The sequence below is a fragment of the Oceanospirillum sediminis genome (genome assembly GCF_014164585.1).
Lineage (GTDB): Bacteria > Pseudomonadota > Gammaproteobacteria > Pseudomonadales > Halomonadaceae > Oceanospirillum > Oceanospirillum sediminis.
On record NZ_JACJFM010000006.1, the window covers coordinates 26134 to 42969 of the forward strand.

At 46.1% G+C, this 16836-nt stretch carries 13 protein-coding genes; 9 read left to right on the forward strand and 4 right to left on the reverse strand.

What is annotated here, in order from left to right:
• The first annotated feature begins 189 nt into the window (after positions 1-189).
• A complete protein-coding gene (locus tag H4O21_RS06415; protein ID WP_182808023.1) occupies positions 190-519 on the forward strand; it encodes a DMT family transporter in 330 nt (109 codons plus the stop codon).
• A gap of 93 nt (positions 520-612) precedes the next feature.
• Here H4O21_RS06415 and bfr (H4O21_RS06420) read toward each other — a convergent pair whose 3' ends face one another.
• Together bfr (H4O21_RS06420) and bfr (H4O21_RS06425) are read right to left on the reverse strand one after the other, a co-directional pair.
• Positions 613-1095: a bacterioferritin gene (bfr, locus tag H4O21_RS06420; protein WP_182808024.1), complete on the reverse strand. Its 483-nt coding sequence runs from the start codon at positions 1093-1095 to the stop codon at positions 613-615.
• Between the two features lie 11 nt (positions 1096-1106).
• Entirely contained in the window at positions 1107-1577 is a 471-nt protein-coding gene (gene bfr / locus H4O21_RS06425; protein WP_182808025.1) for a bacterioferritin, read from the reverse strand.
• A gap of 815 nt (positions 1578-2392) precedes the next feature.
• On the opposite strand from bfr (H4O21_RS06425), the gene H4O21_RS06430 reads away from it, so the two are divergent.
• The 5 genes from H4O21_RS06430 (at position 2393) to H4O21_RS06450 (ending at position 11266) form a co-directional block, all read left to right on the forward strand.
• A complete protein-coding gene (locus H4O21_RS06430) occupies positions 2393-6745 on the forward strand; it encodes a response regulator (protein WP_182808026.1) in 4353 nt (1450 codons plus the stop codon).
• A gap of 172 nt (positions 6746-6917) precedes the next feature.
• A complete protein-coding gene (locus H4O21_RS06435; protein ID WP_182808027.1) occupies positions 6918-8885 on the forward strand; it encodes a methyl-accepting chemotaxis protein in 1968 nt (655 codons plus the stop codon).
• A gap of 334 nt (positions 8886-9219) precedes the next feature.
• A complete protein-coding gene (gene arfB / locus H4O21_RS06440; protein ID WP_182808028.1) occupies positions 9220-9633 on the forward strand; it encodes an alternative ribosome rescue aminoacyl-tRNA hydrolase ArfB in 414 nt (137 codons plus the stop codon).
• A gap of 1 nt (position 9634) precedes the next feature.
• Complete coding sequence (locus tag H4O21_RS06445) at positions 9635-10555, forward strand: LysR family transcriptional regulator (RefSeq protein WP_182808029.1); 921 nt, start codon at positions 9635-9637, stop codon at positions 10553-10555.
• Positions 10556-10657: 102 nt separating this feature from the next.
• Complete coding sequence (locus tag H4O21_RS06450; protein ID WP_182808030.1) at positions 10658-11266, forward strand: LysE family translocator; 609 nt, start codon at positions 10658-10660, stop codon at positions 11264-11266.
• Between the two features lie 220 nt (positions 11267-11486).
• Here the strand turns inward: H4O21_RS06450 and H4O21_RS06455 are convergent, their stop codons facing one another.
• Positions 11487-11684 carry a hypothetical protein gene (locus tag H4O21_RS06455; protein WP_182808031.1) on the reverse strand — a complete coding sequence of 66 codons (198 nt, stop codon included), beginning with the start codon at positions 11682-11684 and terminating at the stop codon, positions 11487-11489.
• A 264-nt stretch (positions 11685-11948) separates the two neighbouring features.
• Between H4O21_RS06455 and H4O21_RS06460 the strand changes: the two genes are divergently transcribed.
• Positions 11949-12374 (forward strand): GNAT family N-acetyltransferase, encoded by a 426-nt coding sequence (locus H4O21_RS06460; RefSeq protein ID WP_182808032.1) that lies wholly within the window; start codon positions 11949-11951, stop codon positions 12372-12374.
• Between the two features lie 237 nt (positions 12375-12611).
• The gene (locus tag H4O21_RS06465; protein ID WP_182808033.1) at positions 12612-14570 is read left to right on the forward strand and encodes a methyl-accepting chemotaxis protein; all 1959 of its coding nucleotides are present in this window, start codon (positions 12612-12614) and stop codon (positions 14568-14570) included.
• Between the two features lie 47 nt (positions 14571-14617).
• On the opposite strand, the gene H4O21_RS06470 is transcribed toward H4O21_RS06465, so the two are convergent.
• On the reverse strand, positions 14618-15505 hold the full coding sequence (locus H4O21_RS06470; protein WP_182808034.1) for a LysR family transcriptional regulator: 888 nt from the start codon (positions 15503-15505) through the stop codon (positions 14618-14620).
• Between the two features lie 103 nt (positions 15506-15608).
• On the opposite strand from H4O21_RS06470, the gene H4O21_RS06475 reads away from it, so the two are divergent.
• Positions 15609-16796 (forward strand): MFS transporter, encoded by a 1188-nt coding sequence (locus tag H4O21_RS06475; protein WP_182808035.1) that lies wholly within the window; start codon positions 15609-15611, stop codon positions 16794-16796.
• Positions 16797-16836 lie beyond the last annotated feature (40 nt).

Here is a 16836-nt window from a genome sequence, read left to right on the forward strand (position 1 = left end):
AGCTGATGCCAGAAAAAAAACACGAAAAAATCAATTCGATCTATCCGACGGAAACAGACTGAATATATACTGCTGCTCCTTAATCTTGAAATAACCGGGTTCAGCACCTGAACAAAAGTTTCTTCTTATACTCAGGCATTTTTTGCTAAAAAGCTTTGCCGGTTCTCTATAGTCATTCAGGAGAATGAAATGGCGTACATCTGGTTAATGGTAGCCATTGTTGCAGAGGTGATTGCAACCAGTGCTCTGAAGGCGTCTGAGGGATTCACCCGATTATGGCCGAGTTTACTGACGGTGGTCGGATACGCGATAGCTTTCTATGGGCTTTCAGTTGTGCTCAGAACGATTCCAGTGGGGGTTGCCTATGCTATCTGGTCAGGGGTTGGGGTTGCTCTGATTGCGATTGTTGGCGTAGTAGTCTTCAGACAGAGTCTGGATATGCCAGCTATTATAGGTATTCTGCTGATTGTTTCCGGAGTGATTGTTCTGAACCTGTTTTCCGGGAGTAGTGGCCACTGATACTGAATTCTGTATCTGAAAATAAGAACCGGAGCGAACTCCGGTTTTATATTGCAGTAATACGCAGGATTAAACGGCAGTGCTTACTGACTATCAGTTGCCTGAATTCTGCATATGTGACTGGATATAGTTCTCAATACCTACCATATCAATCAGACGTAGTTGCTGCTCCAGCCAGTAAGCATGATCCATTTCGGTATCATCCAGCAGTTTAACCAGAACCTGACGTGTCACGTAATCCTGTTCTTCTTCACATACGGCAATTGCTTCTTTCAGTGCTGCATCAACGGCATACTCGACAGCCAGATCATTTTTGAACATGGAGACAACATCGGAACCGACATTGCTGTCTTCATGACCATTCATATCTGGTTTAGCTTCCAGGAACAGCATGCGCTCCATCAGAGCTTCAGCGTGCTCCGTTTCCTCTTCCATTTCGTGATGAAGACGTTCGTGTAGCTTATGCAGTCCCCAGTCTTTGAATATATTAGAGTGTGCCAGATACTGGTCTCTGGCCATCAGTTCGTTATTCAGCAGTTTTTGCAGATGCTCAAGAACCTTAGCATTACCTTTCATGTTCTTTCTCCTTAATCTTCCATCCGGGCAGCCAGGTAATTCTGCAGACCACTGTTATCAATCAGCCACTGCTGAGTCTCAATCCAGTCAATCTGCTCTTCTGTTTCTTCCAGCACTTCTGTCAGCATATCGCGGCTGACATAGTCCTGAGCTTTTTCACAGACATCAATAGCGCCGACTAATTGCTGGCGAACCTCCATATGTACAGACATATCACCGGCAAAGACTTCAGGGATATTTTCTCCAATTTGCAGGCGGTTCAGTGCCTGCATACCTGGCAGAGCTTCCAGGAACAGAATACGTTCAATCAGGTCATCAGCCATTTTCATAGCTTTGATGGAGGCTTTGTATTCGTGCTCATTCAGCTCTTCCAGTCCCCAGTTTTTAGCCATACGAGCATGCAGGAAAGTCTGGTTGATAACCGTAAGCTGGCCCTTCAGTGCAGCATTCAGTTCTGTAATGACAGCGCTATCGGCTTTCATTGGTCAATTCCTCGTCAGATTCACAGTTAATTTCTGTACTTGTAATTATGGCGTTTACTTATATCTCGTTATTGTTGATCAGTTGTTACTATTTTTCCAGTTTTATTGGTCTAATAGTATTAATCGAAAATAGTAATGCTTCTTGTTTGTTTGTATTGTCCTGATGCTTTTTTTGTGCTGTTTTACTTTGTAAAAATAAAATGGGTCATAATGATAAGGGTTTGCAATATCATCTTTGTTTGTCTGGATAAAATATTTTATATCAGCATGTTACCAGTATCTCTGACTTTGTTGTCTGAATGTGGTGTGTGAATAAATACCCGGATAGAGTACGAGGTCTTAAGGTTAGGGGGACGCTAATAATACACTTGATGGCAATAACCTGATGATTATGCAGGATAAATAATCATTTGATAAAAGTATTCAGGGTATGGCGCAACAGGTATTATATTTCCATGCGCCACCCTGTTTATATGATGGATATGTGTAGAAGCCCGCATAGAAAGCACGTTGCTATTTTACATAGTAAAGAGGAGACAGACACTGACAGATAGATTTTTAACTATCGTATTCAGTATGGTTGTTTGGGGGGATGCAAGTCAGTTTGCGACAAGAGGCAGGGAAGGTTGTTGATATTCTGAAAAAACGCACCCTTCCGGCATCATTTCTGAGTCGTAGTATATGCATTGGCTGCTGATAAATTGTGCAAGCTTGCAACATTTCGGCATAAACTTACCAGAAGCTGTGTTTGATAAGGTACATTGTTTTGATTAGCCTGATTTTGATCCTTACAGCCGGATAACAAGGGGTAGTTGATGCGGTTAATGAGTAAAGTCATTCTGACCGGGACTCTTTCCGTGCTCCTTATTATAGGAGCGCTGAGCTATTTTTTGTTGTCTGGTATCGAAAAAACACTGTCAGAAGAGTTGGACAACCAGCTGAATGGCAGCCTTAAACTGGCCGCTTCAAAAATTGAGCAGCAGCAGAATGATATTCTGCGTATTAGTTCGCTGGCTTCAAAAAACAGAGGTTTTTCCCGGGCGCTGGATTTGTATGAAAGTCGCGGAGTGAATCAGATACTGAATAACTTGCCCCAGGTTTATCCCTTTATCCATTATGCTCTGATTACGGAACCCGATGGCAGTATTTTCGCTTCCAGTACCAGAAGCCATTCAGGAGATAAACTGGCTGGAGAGCAGTTACTACTGAAAAATGCGTTTGAGAACCCTCGTTTTATTTTACCGATTGGCAGTCATCCTGTTGCAGGTCATTACGGCACCGATACGTTTTTGCAGACAATTGGGTTACAGGCCAGGCTAAGTCAGTGGCTGGTAGCTCCCTTGACTCGCAAGGATCAGACAATAGGTTATCTTATTCTGGCTGTGGACTGGCGAGTGATTCAGCATAATATTCTTAAAACAATTGTAACAGATCTTTTACTGGAGGGGCGCGCCGTAGAAGCGGTGTTGTTGACGGATCAGTCCTATCGGGTAGAGGTCAGCCATTATGCAACGGGTATGGATGGTTCTGAATGGCGACCCTATTTAGTAAAAGAGGGGCAACAGTTTTTTTTTCGGCCAGGAGATGATCTGGTCTGGAAGCACTCTTCTCTTTATGACGGTGATGATACGGTTAAGCTGGTGGTTATTTATAACCAGGAAAGGGCCTTCCGTTTGCTGGGGGCTGCCCGTCAAACCATTATTGAAGGCAGCTTGCTCTGTTTACTGGTACTGATTGGTGTATTTATTGTACTGGTAAGGCTGGGGCTGGTTGCCCGTCTGGAAATTCTGTACCAGGGGGCTGAGAAGATCGGTCAGGGTGACCTGGAACAGCGTTTACCTGAATTAGGTAAAGATGAGATTGGCAATCTGGCGGTTGCTATGAACCGTATGGCCAGCAATCTGCAGAAAACAACGGCTTCCAGAGAACAGCTGGATCATCAGGTACATGAAAAACAGCGTGCTTTATCAGATCTGGCGGATCGGCAGTTTGCCCTGGATCAGCATGCCATTGTGGCGATTACCGATGTCAAAGGTACCATTACTTATGTTAATAAAAAGTTCTGTACTATCAGCGGTTATCACCAGAAAGAACTGGTAGGTCAGAATCACAGAATCCTGAATTCCGGTTATCATGATAGTGAATTCTTTAAAGAGATGTATCGCACCATCGCCAGGGGAGATGTCTGGCATGGGGAGTTAAGAAATAGAAATAAGTCGGGCGAGTTTTACTGGGTTGATACGACTATCGTCCCCTTAATGGGCAGTAATAGTAAACCGATCAGTTATATTTCTATTCGAACGGATATTACTTCCAGAAAACAGGCTGAACTGGCTCAGAAAGAAAGTGCCAGACAGCTGGAGTTAGTGATTGCTTCGACGGAAGTAGGCATGTGGGACTGGAAGGTGCAGACCGGGCAGGTCATCTTTAATGAACGCTGGGCCAATATTATCGGTTATACACTGGCTGAACTGGAACCTGTTTCCATTGATACATGGATGCAATTTGCCCATCCGGATGATCTGGAAGAGTCCGGACGCTTGCTTGAAGCGCACTGGCAAGGAGAATCAGAAAGCTACTGTTTTGAAGCGCGGATGAAACATAAAACCGGGCACTGGGTCTGGGTGCTGGATACCGGTCGAGTGGTGGAATGGGAGGCTGATGGCAAACCCCGGCGTATGATAGGCACTCATCTGGACATCAGCGAACAAAAGGAAGCGGAACAGCGTATCAGAAAAAATATGGCGTTACAGGAGTCTATCCTGAACTCTACTGATAACGGTATTCTGGTGACTGATCTTCAGGGAAACATTATCCGCTTTAACCAGCAGTTTATTCATTTATGGCAGATTCCGGATGACCTGCAACAGGAGAAAAATTTTAAGGCTGTTACCCGGCATGCAAGAAAGCAGCTGAAAACCCCTGAGCTGTTTGAAAATAGCCTGCATAACAAAAAGCAGACCCATGATGCTTCATTTGATATCCTGGAATTTAATGATGGCAGGGTTTATGAGCAGGTTGCCATGCCTATGATGATGGATAATATGCTGACAGGCTGGGTCTGGAGCTTCCGGGATGAAACTGAGCGTATTAAAGCCCAGAACGCCTTGATTCATGCGAAAGAGGCTGCAGAGGCAGCCACCAGGGCTAAGAGTGAGTTCCTCGCCAGTATGAGCCATGAAATTCGCACACCGATGAATGGTGTGATCGGTATGCTGGGGTTGCTGTTAAATACCAATTTGACGGAAGACCAGCAACACAGAGCAAGAATAGCCCAATCCAGTGCCCATTCATTGCTCACTCTGATTAACGATATTCTGGATTATTCTAAAGCTGAAGCAGGTCGTATTGATTTGGAATGTATCGACTTCAATCTGACCAGTATGTTGAGTGAGTTTGCAGAGAGTATGGCTTTTCAGGCTCAGGGCAAAGAGCTGGAGTTGGTACTGGATGCCGGGGAGGTGGAATATGCCGTGGTCAGAGGTGATCCGGAACGCCTGCGCCAAATCCTGACGAACCTGGTCAGTAATGCCATCAAGTTTACTCAGAAAGGTGAAGTAATTATTCGGGCAGGTTTACACGACCATAGTTCCAGTCAGTGGCGTTTTACCTGCGCGGTGATTGATAGTGGTATTGGTATTCCGGCAGATAAACAGGGTGCTCTGTTTGATTCCTTCAGCCAGGTTGATTCTTCCACCACCCGACAATACGGGGGGACAGGACTCGGGCTGGCGATTGTGCGCAAACTCTGTCACCTGATGCAGGGAGAGGTCAGTGTCGACAGTCAGCCGGGACAGGGAAGTTGCTTCGAAATTAATGTGCTATTGGAGAAGAGCGATCTCAGACAAAGAGTGATTCCGGATGTGGATATCAGTCAGCTTGAGCTGCTGATTGTTGATGATAACCCTGTTAACAGAGAAGTACTGACAGGGCAACTGCAACACTGGGGTGCCCATGTGAGTGAAGCGGAAAATGCCCAGCAGGCACTGGCGTTGTGTCAGAAGAAAGCGGAAATCTCAAAGTGTCCGCCTTTTGATGCCGCCTTTCTGGATATGCAGATGCCAGAAATGGATGGTGCCGAGTTAGGTCATATCTTGCAACAGGATGACAGATACCGTGCCATGAAGCTGGTGATGATGACGTCTATGGCACAAAAAGGGGATGCAGAACATTTTCAGAGGCTAGGATTCAGTGGCTATTTCCCAAAACCGGCAACGCCATCTGACCTGATTAATGCGCTGAAACTGATTGTGACAGGGAGCACAGATGCTTCTGATTCTCCGGCGATGTTGACCCGTCATTACGTTCAGTCCATGCCTCAGCCCCGTCTGCATAATGAAACCCTGCTGCTGGTAGAGGATAATCATGTGAATCAGCTGGTCGTGACCGGTATTCTGGAGGAACTGGGCTATCACATTATCACGGCAGGAAATGGGCTTGAGGCGATTGAAACGCTGAATCAGTATGACGATGGCTATTTTGCTCTGATTCTGATGGATTGCCAGATGCCGGAAATGGATGGGTATGAGGCTTGTCGGCAGGTTAGATCTGGTGTGTGTGGTGATCTGGTGGCTGGTTTGCCAATTGTGGCGCTGACCGCTAATGCTATGACCGGAGATAAAGAAAAGTGCCTGGCGGCGGGCATGGATGATTATCTGGCTAAACCCATTGTGCCTGAAGATCTGATCAGCAAGCTGAACCACTGGTTGCCCGAAGCATCCCTGAGTGTTTCTGAAACGACGCTTGCTGAATTTTCTGGCGCTGCGGAAAATACTGATATCAGCGGGTATCGTGTTTTTTCAGATGATGACAAAACAGAGAGCTATCCGATCTGGGACCGTGCTGATTTTGAAAAACGTATTCTGGGTATTGAGTCGGTTTTTAATGAGCTGATAGAAACCTTTCTTGAAGAGCTGCCGGGGAAAATTGCTGAGTTCAGCCAGGTTTACCAGCAACAGGATTTTTATCAGTTAAGAAATCTGGCTCATGCTCTGAAGGGAGAGGCCTCTAATTTAAGTGCCTGCCGTTTACAGCATCTGGCCTATTGTGTGGAGAAAACATCGGAGAGCGTTAATGCTGAGCAAACAGAGAAGGCTCTCGAAGAGCTTCAGGAGGTTGCACAGCAGACCATTTTGCATCTGAATCATATTCTGGAAAAGAATCTCTGATAAAGATGATATTTTCTTGCTGCTGGTTAGCTATTTTCTGGTGACTTTTCAGGTATGTATTATCTGAAATCGTGTTTTTCTTTTATAAGAAAAATCAATACTGATACAACTGACGTAGCAGTTCATATAGCTTCAATAAAAAAAATTGCGCTTTTAATCGAGGACCTCCGTAATGACCCTGAACAGAAAGATTCAGCTTCTGGGTGTCAGCTTGCTCGCTACCGCATTTCTGACCATTTATCTGGTAATGACACTGATTGCTCATCCGGAGCTGGAGCAAGAGGCTATTTCCAGTGCTGAACAGACCGTAGAAAACACCCGGAGTCGTATTGAGACGGCGCTGACTGAAGCGGCTGTTCTGACAAAGGCTCTGGCTGTTTTATCCGAAACACTGGAGTTGGATAAAGCTCAGTTTATTAAAGAACTGGCACCGATTGTAAACGATTATGGCAATACTCTGATTGCCGGGGGCGGTGTCTGGCCTGAGCCTGGAAAACTGTCTTCAGGCGTTAATCGGGATTCTCTGTTCTGGGCGCGAAATGCTCAGGGCAGTCTGGATCTGCTGGACGATTATAATGATCCGAATGGTTCGGGTTACCATAATGAAGGCTGGTATACCGTAGGACGCAATCTGTCACCGGGACAATGTGCCTGGTCTGAAGCTTATGAAGATGCTGTTTCCGGTACCCCAATGGTGACTTGTACCGTAGCGATTCGCCGGGATGGCGCTTTCTGGGGGGTGGCGACCATTGATCTGATGCTGGCTGGTCTTAACAGTCTGTTGGAAAGTCAGAACAGTGCGACTGGTGGTTATAGTCTGGTTGTTGATCAGACAGGGCGTATTGTGTCTTTTCCTGATATCCGTCCACAAAATCTGAATATGAAAACTCTGGAGGAAGTCGTCGGACAAGATCGAAGTCTGGCATCGCTTCAGAATGCATTGAATGATTCCGGGCAGGCTTATTTGCCTCGTGGCGTCGTTGAAGGTGATCGCTCTGTTCTGGTGAAAACACATCTTGAGCAGCAGAACTGGACAGTGGCGATGATTTTGCCTGAATCAGTAGCGTTGGGCGTTTTAAATCGTGTCAGTACGGGGCTGTATATGACTTTACTGCCTTTAATGATGCTGTTTGCTTGCGCGGTGATTCTTTTAGGGCGTAGTCTGCTGAAAAGCATACGAGAAACAACTCAGCAAGTGGAGAGCCTGAGTCATGGTCAGCCAGGTAGTAAGCTGAAAATTGTGCGCCAGGATGAAGTCGGTGAGCTGAGACGGGCCGTCAATCAATATGGGGACCATCTGGTAGGTATTCTGGACCGGATTGCTACGGAGGCGAACAGTGTGAAAGGTGGCGCTGATAATCTGCATGTCCTGAGTGATACGCTGAATAACCGGGCCAGTGATCAGATGAATGAAAATATGACGCTGGCAGCGGCCATTAATGAAATGTCTGCCAGTGCTGCGGAGGTTTCCAATAATACTCATACGGCGGCTGATACAGCTGAACAGGCCACAAATCTGGTTCATCAGGGGCATAAAGTGGTCAGCGAAAATGGTGATGCGATTCGCCAGCTGGCAGAAGCGCTGAGCGAGGCTTCTGCCGTAATGGATAAGCTGGCTGCGGATTCTGAACAGGTGGGTTCTGTGCTGGAGGTCATTAAAGCTATTTCCGAGCAGACCAACTTACTGGCGTTGAATGCGGCGATTGAAGCAGCCCGAGCTGGTGAACAGGGGCGTGGTTTTGCGGTAGTTGCCGACGAAGTACGTTCCCTGGCAGTGAAAACTCAGGAATCGGCTGATGAGATTGATGGTATGATTCATCAGCTACAGGATGCTGCACGTAAAGGTGTAAAAGTGATCGATTCCAGCCGGAGCCTGTCTGATGCCTCTGTTGAAAGAGCGGATCAGGCCCGTGAAAGTTTTGAGCATATTGTTCGTGCATTCGACAATATCAAGGAGCGTACTGTCAGTATTGCCGCCGCTGCGGAGGAGCAGGCTCGGGTGACGGATGAGATCAGTATGCTGGCTGAGCGTATCAGGGGAATTTCTGAACTGAATGCGCAGGATGCCTCAGAGCTGAGAAGCATGAGTTCTGTCTCAACAGAGCTGGCTCAGCGTCTGCTGGATATCAGTAAACACTGATCTGCTTCGGTTCAGAGAGTTATCTCTGGACAACTCATTTATCCGTAAAACTGAATAAGAGTATTCTGATATTCTCCGGCCAGTGGCTGGAGAATACAGTGCTTTCAGTGATTGCTCCCCGCCCGCATTGGGCGAGAGTTTACGTGGTTTTTTCCTCAGGCGCTTTTTCATTTTCTTCGGATTCTTCGTGTTGTTTTACCTTTATCTGCAATGATGACTTTTCTCATTATCGGAAAATATAGTTGATAGGCGTATACTTCAACTTCATGGCTGGTATCCGGTTATCTGATATTCTCTGTCAGTTGCCGTCAGTGATTATGTAAAGGTTGTGCCTGTGTTACAGATTTCCAATCAAGTGTTTATTCCTGATGATGAGCTGGAACTGAATGCGATCCGCTCTCAGGGGGCGGGTGGGCAGAATGTTAATAAAGTATCTTCAGCGATTCATCTGAGATTTGATATTCCGGGATCTTCTCTGCCTGATTTTTATAAAGAGCGTTTACTGGCTCTGAAAGATTCCCGAATCAATAAAGATGGTGTGCTGATCATTAAAGCACAGCAATACCGTACCCAGGAGCAGAACCGGGAAGATGCTCTTGAACGGCTGACACTGCTGATCAGGCAGGCCGGAGTGGTTCAGAAAACCCGCAAAGCAACGCGCCCTACCAGAAATTCTCAGAAAAAGCGTATGGATAAAAAAACTCAGCGTGGGCAGATCAAATCACTACGCGGGCGAGTCCGGGATTAAGATGCACAATCTGAATCTTAATTTGCTCAGGGCGCTGGCTGTTTTACTGGAAACACGTAATGTCTCTCAGTCGGCAGAACGCCTGCATCTTACCCAATCGGCAATGAGCCGCCAGTTAAGTCAGCTCAGAGATTATTTTGATGATCCCTTGCTGATTCGGGAAGGTAATGATTACCTGCTCAGTGCCAGAGCCCGTCTGTTAAGTCCCAGAATTCAGCAGATTCTGGTGGCGATTGATGGTCTGAAGGATGATGAGGGTTTTGATCCTCAGGCCTGCCAGAGGCGTTTTCGTTTTGCCTGTACGGATTATGTCGCACAGCTTATTTTTCCTGAAGTGCTGAATATGTTGCAACAAAAAGCACCCCGTGTGGATATTGTTTATCAGCTGTGGCAGCCTCAGTGGCTGAACCAGATGGCACAGTTACCACTGGATTTCGCATCAACTATGACGCGATCGGTTCCGGAGAATATCAGAAGTATCTGTATGGGACAGGACCGGAGTGTTTGCCTGATGCGTAGCCAGCATCCGCTGGTGTCAGAAAAGGCTCCCGATCTGAAGGCGTTACTGAAGTATTCCTTTGTCCATCTGAACAGTGGAGGGGATAAAGATTCATTTTTTGATAAAGCACTGACTGACAGGAAATTAAAACGACGTATTCTGTTTGAAGTCCCTTTCTTCTCAGCGGCTTTTCAGGTGGTGAGTCAGAGTGATGCCTTGCTGATTGTGCCTGAGCATATCGCTCGTAATGCCGGGCGGTATTATGATCTGAGTTATTGCCCGCTGCCGATTGAATCTCCCGAAAACCATTATCATTTCTGCTGGCATGATATCCATGATGCAGACCCGGCCCATCAGTGGATCAGGGAATGTATTGCGGCTGTTATCGGTGAATCAATCTACTCTCCTCGGGGTATGCAATAAAATCATACCTTAGAATATAAGTTTGCATTTCTATCATGCTGAATTAATCCATAAAATAGCATCAGATTTTTATGTTTCATCCTGAATATCCGGGGATTAAGTATGACTTTGACCGTCTGGTTATCATTAGTTGTTATCTGCTGTTTTGGCGCCATCTCTCCAGGTCCCAGTCTGGCGGTTGTGTTGCGTCACACCGTTGTTAATGGTCGTTTGCACGGTATTTTTACCGCAATAAGCCATGCCGCAGGTGTAGGGTTATGGGCTTTACTGACAATCTGGGGGCTGGCACTTCTGGTAACGGAGTCTCCGTTTATTTACCAGATTATTACCTGGGCGGGAGCGGCTTATCTGGCGTGGATGGGCTGGAAAGCCATACGTTCAACAGGAGGTAGCCAATTAAACCTGAATGCAACCAAAGCGCCACTGATGAATGCTGCTCGTGATGGTTTAATGATCTCTTTGTTAAACCCTAAGCTGGCAGTGTTTTTTCTGGCATTGTTTTCTCAGTTTATTTCAGCGGAGCAAACGCTGACCGATCAGATGATTATGCTGGCGACTGTTGCAGGAATCGATGGCCTATGGTACTGCATTGTTGCAATTGTTCTATCTCATTCCGGCATTATGGATAAGCTACAACAGAGATCAGCACTGATTGATAAAATCAGCGGAGCTATTTTTATTCTGTTAGCGGTACGGGTTGTAACGCTCTGAATCTGTCAACTGATCTGAACGTCAACGACTCCTCTCCTGCTGGTTTTGGCAGGTTGTACTGACCTGCTATCAGTCAATGATATATGACGTTGAGCCGTTGATGGTTTCCAGGGCATCTGGATATACCGGAGCAGCGGCGGGCAGGCCAGGTGCGACTTGTCCATTTTTCAGAAAATACGGTATGCCCGCCGAGCCACCTGCTGCTTTACTTTACTCTGGATCAGAGGCTTTTCTGTTGAGGTGGGTGGGTTATCGGAACAGACAGAGTCAGAGACTGCTCAACTGTTTTATGCTTTTCAGTATGGGTGTGAGTACCCGGACTAAAACAAAGTAGCAGGATAAACAGCAGCAAAAGATTACGTACTGAGAAGCGTCTAACCGGAGTTTCATCCATTAATATCAGATTAGAAGCAGGCATAAGTATCACCTTTTAAATAAAGTGTAAAAAATACATCAAAAGGCTTGAACATAGCACGTCATATATCAGACTACGACAAACCGGAAAATAGCAAATCCTCAGTGTTTATTGTACTTTTATTTCCTGCCTATTCTGAGAAAAGCGTCATACTTTAACCTTTTAGATCATGTACCTTTTTAAATTATATTTAATATTAGTATGTCTTAATAATAGATGTATTTCATTGGAAGAAAAAATATACATATCTGGCAATAAGGAATGATTATGATCCCGGTTTTGATTAAAGCAGATTCTCAGGTTTATTCATCTGCGTTGATTCAGCAGTGCATGTCTTCATGGTACCAGCAATATCAGATGATCTGGGATGAAAGGCAATTTGAGGAAAACTGGGCTGAATGTGATAACTATGAGATATTCATCCAGCAGCAGAGGGTTGGCATATGCCGATTATATTATGACCAGAAATACTGCTACCTGAGAGATTTACACATTGAGACTGAATACAGAAATCAGGGTATTGGGGAACAGGTACTGGGTCTGATTTCCAATCTTTGCCTGGGCAAGGGATTAGACGCGCTCAGACTGCGGGTATTTCTGGATAATCCGGCCAGTCGCCTTTACCTGAGATACGGTTTTATGCCGTTGAAAGCAGACCATAGCACTCGTTATATGGAATACCAGATCCGGTGAGCCTGACATCCCTGTACCGCTTGATTGTACCGGTATGAGTTCTGTAAAAGATCCTCTACCAGGCGCTGCCGTATTTTTCAGCCACTGGCCGAACAATATGGCAGTGTTCTGGCCCAGATATACCCAGCAGAATTACCCCTGGTCGCAAGATTAGTGTCAATATTCTGGAAAGAACAAATAGTGTCGCCTACACTCAAAGGCGTTACGTGAAACGTTCTCACCAGAGGCTGGGTGATTATGAAAATAAGAACAAAGCTTGCGCTGATTATAGCGCTTACGATTATTATGCCGACATTAATCATCTCTTCATATTTTATTTTTGAATCGAGAGATGTAGCCGTTAATCATTTCGATAATATTGCCAGTAGGGAAATCACTCAGATTGATAAAACTTTTACTCTATTTTTTGATAACCTGGAAGAGAATATTAATTATATTTCCGCCAATCCTGTTTTAGCTGGCATTATTCCGGATGCCCCCAAATTTCTGAATGGAGATAAAGACTTCGCTGGTTGGGATAAAATCACCGGACAAACAAAAGAAATACATGATTTTTATAAGCGCTTTGGCGAAAGCCATCCTGGGCTGGCTTATATCTATAGTGGCCGTGAAGATGGCAGTATGATTGAGTGGCCGGGCAGTGCTTATGCTGACCCGTATGATCCCAGATTACGTCCCTGGTATAAGCTGGCGATGGCTAATCCGGGTAAAGCCGTGCGAACGAATGCTTACTACTGGTCTGGCGATGATTCAACTTATGTCGGTACAGCAAAAACCATCACGGATAGAAATAATAATATTATCGGTGTTCAGTCTATGGATGTGACGGTAAAACAACTGACAGAGATTGTGCAGAGAATCAAAATTGGCGAAAGTGGGCATATTGTCCTGATTGAGGATAATAATAATGTTCTGGTTGACCCTTTGATACCCGATAACAATTTTAAACAAGTCGGTGATTTAAAAGTTCCTTTATATAATACCCTGGGTTCTGTCAGTACATCTTTGTTTACGACGGAAAGGCAAGGTGAAGCTTATATGGGGAAAATTTTTCAGTCTCAAAGTCTGGGCTGGCGTTTTGTTGCTTTGGTGCCCGAAAAAGAAGTGTTTGCGGCGGCAAATAAGCAAGCCTGGATTACGGTACTGATTACACTGTGTCTGGTGGTATTGTTTACTCTGATTGGTACTTTCTTCTCTCGTATTATTACGCGGCCAATGGATAAGGTAACTCAGGCTTTGCAGCAAATATCGGTAGGTGAAGGTGATTTGACTGCCAGACTGAGTATCGAGTCAAAAGATGAACTGGGTGTATTGTCTGAGTCTTTTAATGGTTTTGTGGAGAAGCTGCAGAACATCATTCGCGAAGTGGTTAAGTTGAGTGAGCAGCTAAAAGAAACTTCCAGTATTACAGCGCAGAGAGCCCGTGAGTCTCATGATGAAGTGAATCAGCAGCTGGATCAGATCACCCTGGTGGTGACATCTGTGGATGAGATGTCTACTGCCACTGAAGAAATTGCCAGGAATGCGGAGCAGGCTGCAGGCGTTGCAGGCAATAGTGCCGATGCCAGTCTGCAAGGACAAACCGTGGTAGAAGAAACCTGCCTGGCTATTGGTAAACTGGCCGATGAAGTGGGTGAAGCCTCTCTGGTGATTGATCAGCTGGAAAGCAGTACACAGCAGATTAACTCTATTCTGACCACCATTCAGGGTATTGCAGAACAGACCAATTTGCTGGCGTTAAATGCGGCTATTGAAGCGGCCAGGGCGGGAGAGCATGGTAGGGGTTTTGCCGTTGTTGCCGATGAAGTACGTAACTTGTCTCATAAAACATCACTTTCTACAGAAGAAATTCAGCAGATGATAGCTGAGTTGCAGCAAACCTCTCAGAAAGCTGTCGATATTATGCAGCGCAGCCAGGATATGGCGGGTTCTACTGTAGAGCAGGCTAATCAGGCCAGTGAAAGCCTGGGGTTGATTACCGAATCTGTGAATCATATTCGTGATATGGCCGCCCAGATTGCAACCGCCACGGAAGAGCAGAGTTCTGTAACAGCAGGGATTACTGATAATACCACCCGGATCAGCCAGATTGCTTCTCAGATGGCCGCTGATGCCGATCAGCGTCTGGAAAGATCACAGAAGCTAAGTCAGTTGTCCGATAATATGCATAATCTTGTCGGACGCTTTAAAATTTAATCGAATGAGCTGTATTGATTTTATCCGACAGATCGCCCCGGCTCAGGTTATAAACTGAGCCTGGGCTGAATAAAATCAAGAAATGCTGTGATGCGGGCAGCAACAGAAGTATTCCGGTAATACACCGCTTGTACCTGTTCCCTTCTGTTTGGCGATACCAGTTGTTCCTGCATGACAGAAATCAGTCGTCCTTTCTGTATATCTTCAGTTACCATAAAATTAGATAACAATGCCAGTCCATGCCCCTGTAAACATAACTGACGTACCACTTCACCATTACTGGAGCTGATAGCTGGTGTGATTCGCAGTGCTGCCTTAAATGGCCAGAGATTCAGGTGAGGTGAATCTGAGAAGCCGATCAGTTGGTGCCTGGTCAGTGTTTGTGGGGTTTCAGGAATACCATAGTTGTCCAGGTATTCAGGGCTGGCGACAATATGCAAACGACCCCGCCCCAGCATTCGGGCATGAAGATTTGAATCCTCCAGTTCTCCGATACGAATGGCGATATCCGTACGCTTTTCTATAAGATCAATGATCGCCTCGTTGGCAATTAACTCTGGCTGGATAGACGGATAGAGTTGCCGAAACTCAGTCATCAGTGGTACCAGCTGATGAATAATAAAAGGGGAAGCAGCATCTATTCTGAGTCGCCCGGATGGTGCTTCCCGAGCCAGTTTCAGACTTTCTTCCGCCGCAGCCAACTGCTGTAAACTGCTTCTGACCTGTTCGGTAAAAAGTTTTCCTTCCTCGGTTAGTTGCAGGCGACGTGTGGTACGGTTCATCAGGGTTGCATTAAGCTCATGTTCCAGACGACTGATCGCCCGAGAAACTTTCGCGACTTGTATATCCAGTTGACGAGCTGCCGCTGAAAAACCACCACAGTCCACAACCGCCAGTAAAATTTCCAGATCTTCTGTACGAGAGACTATTGTCATTTTTGTAAAAGTAATTTGTTTTTAATACTGTTTTTGCAAAAGATAGCAGGGAGCATACTGCGCGGCAACTGAATCTGTACTGAAATTACTCTGAGGTTGTTTTATGCCTATTGCTCTTTTTGCGCTGACACTCAGCGCATTTGCTATCGGGACAACGGAGTTTGTGATTGTGGGTCTGGTGCCTGTGATTGCTGCTGATTTGTCTGTGTCTTTACCCTCTGCCGGGTTGCTGGTCAGTTTGTATGCGTTGGGAGTGGCGATTGGTGCTCCTGTATTAACCGCGTTGACGGGGCGCTGGCAGCGTAAGCGGGTTTTGCTGACCATTATGGCACTCTTTGTTATTGGCAATCTGCTGGCCTGGGCCTCACCGGATTACAACACATTGATTGCGGCACGTATCCTGACAGGGTTGGCCCATGGCGTGTTCTTTTCTATCGGCTCTACCATTGCCACCAGTCTGGTCTCAAAAGAAAAAGAAGCCAGTGCCATTGCGATTATGTTCACTGGACTAACTGTTGCCCTGGTGACAGGAGTACCTCTGGGGACCTGGATTGGTCAGAACTTTGGCTGGAGAGCGACCTTCATGGTCGTTGCCGGGTTAGGTTTACTGGCACTGGTTGGCAGTGCTTTACTGGTGCCGGACAATCTTAAACAATCCACTCCGGCCAGATTGTCTCAGCAGCTGAGTGTACTGACTCAACCCCGTTTATTGCTGATATATGCTACGACGGCAGTGGGTTATGGCGGAACGTTTGTGGCTTTCACTTTTCTGGCTCCGATTCTGCAACAGGTTTCTGGTTTTGAGTCCGGCTCTGTAGGCCTGATTATGCTGGTCTATGGTGTTTCTGTGGCTGTCGGAAATATCTGGGGAGGACGTCTGGCTGATCGTATGGGGCCGGTAAAAGCGCTGCATATTATTTTTACTCTGTTGGCACTGGTGCTGCTGACTTTTACCTTTACAGCGGGTAATCCGGTGACGGCGGTACTGACAGTGTTAATCTGGGGCGCTTTTGCCTTTGGTAATGTGCCGGGCTTACAGGTCTATGTGGTTCAACTGGCCGAGAAATATGCCCCTCATGCTGTTGATGTGGCTTCAGGACTCAATATTGCAGCGTTTAATGTGGGTATTGCTCTGGGAGCAATTCTGGGGGGCTTTGTCGTAGAGAGTATGTCATTAACGGATCTGCCCTGGATTGGGGCTGTTATTGTGGTGATGGCGCTGCTAATGACGAGGTTGTCCGGTTTTCTGGACCAGAGAGATCAGGTGGCTGAACTGAGTGAGAATGCCTGACGCTGTTGTCTTCTGATGTACTGGCAGCCTGTTTGCGGGC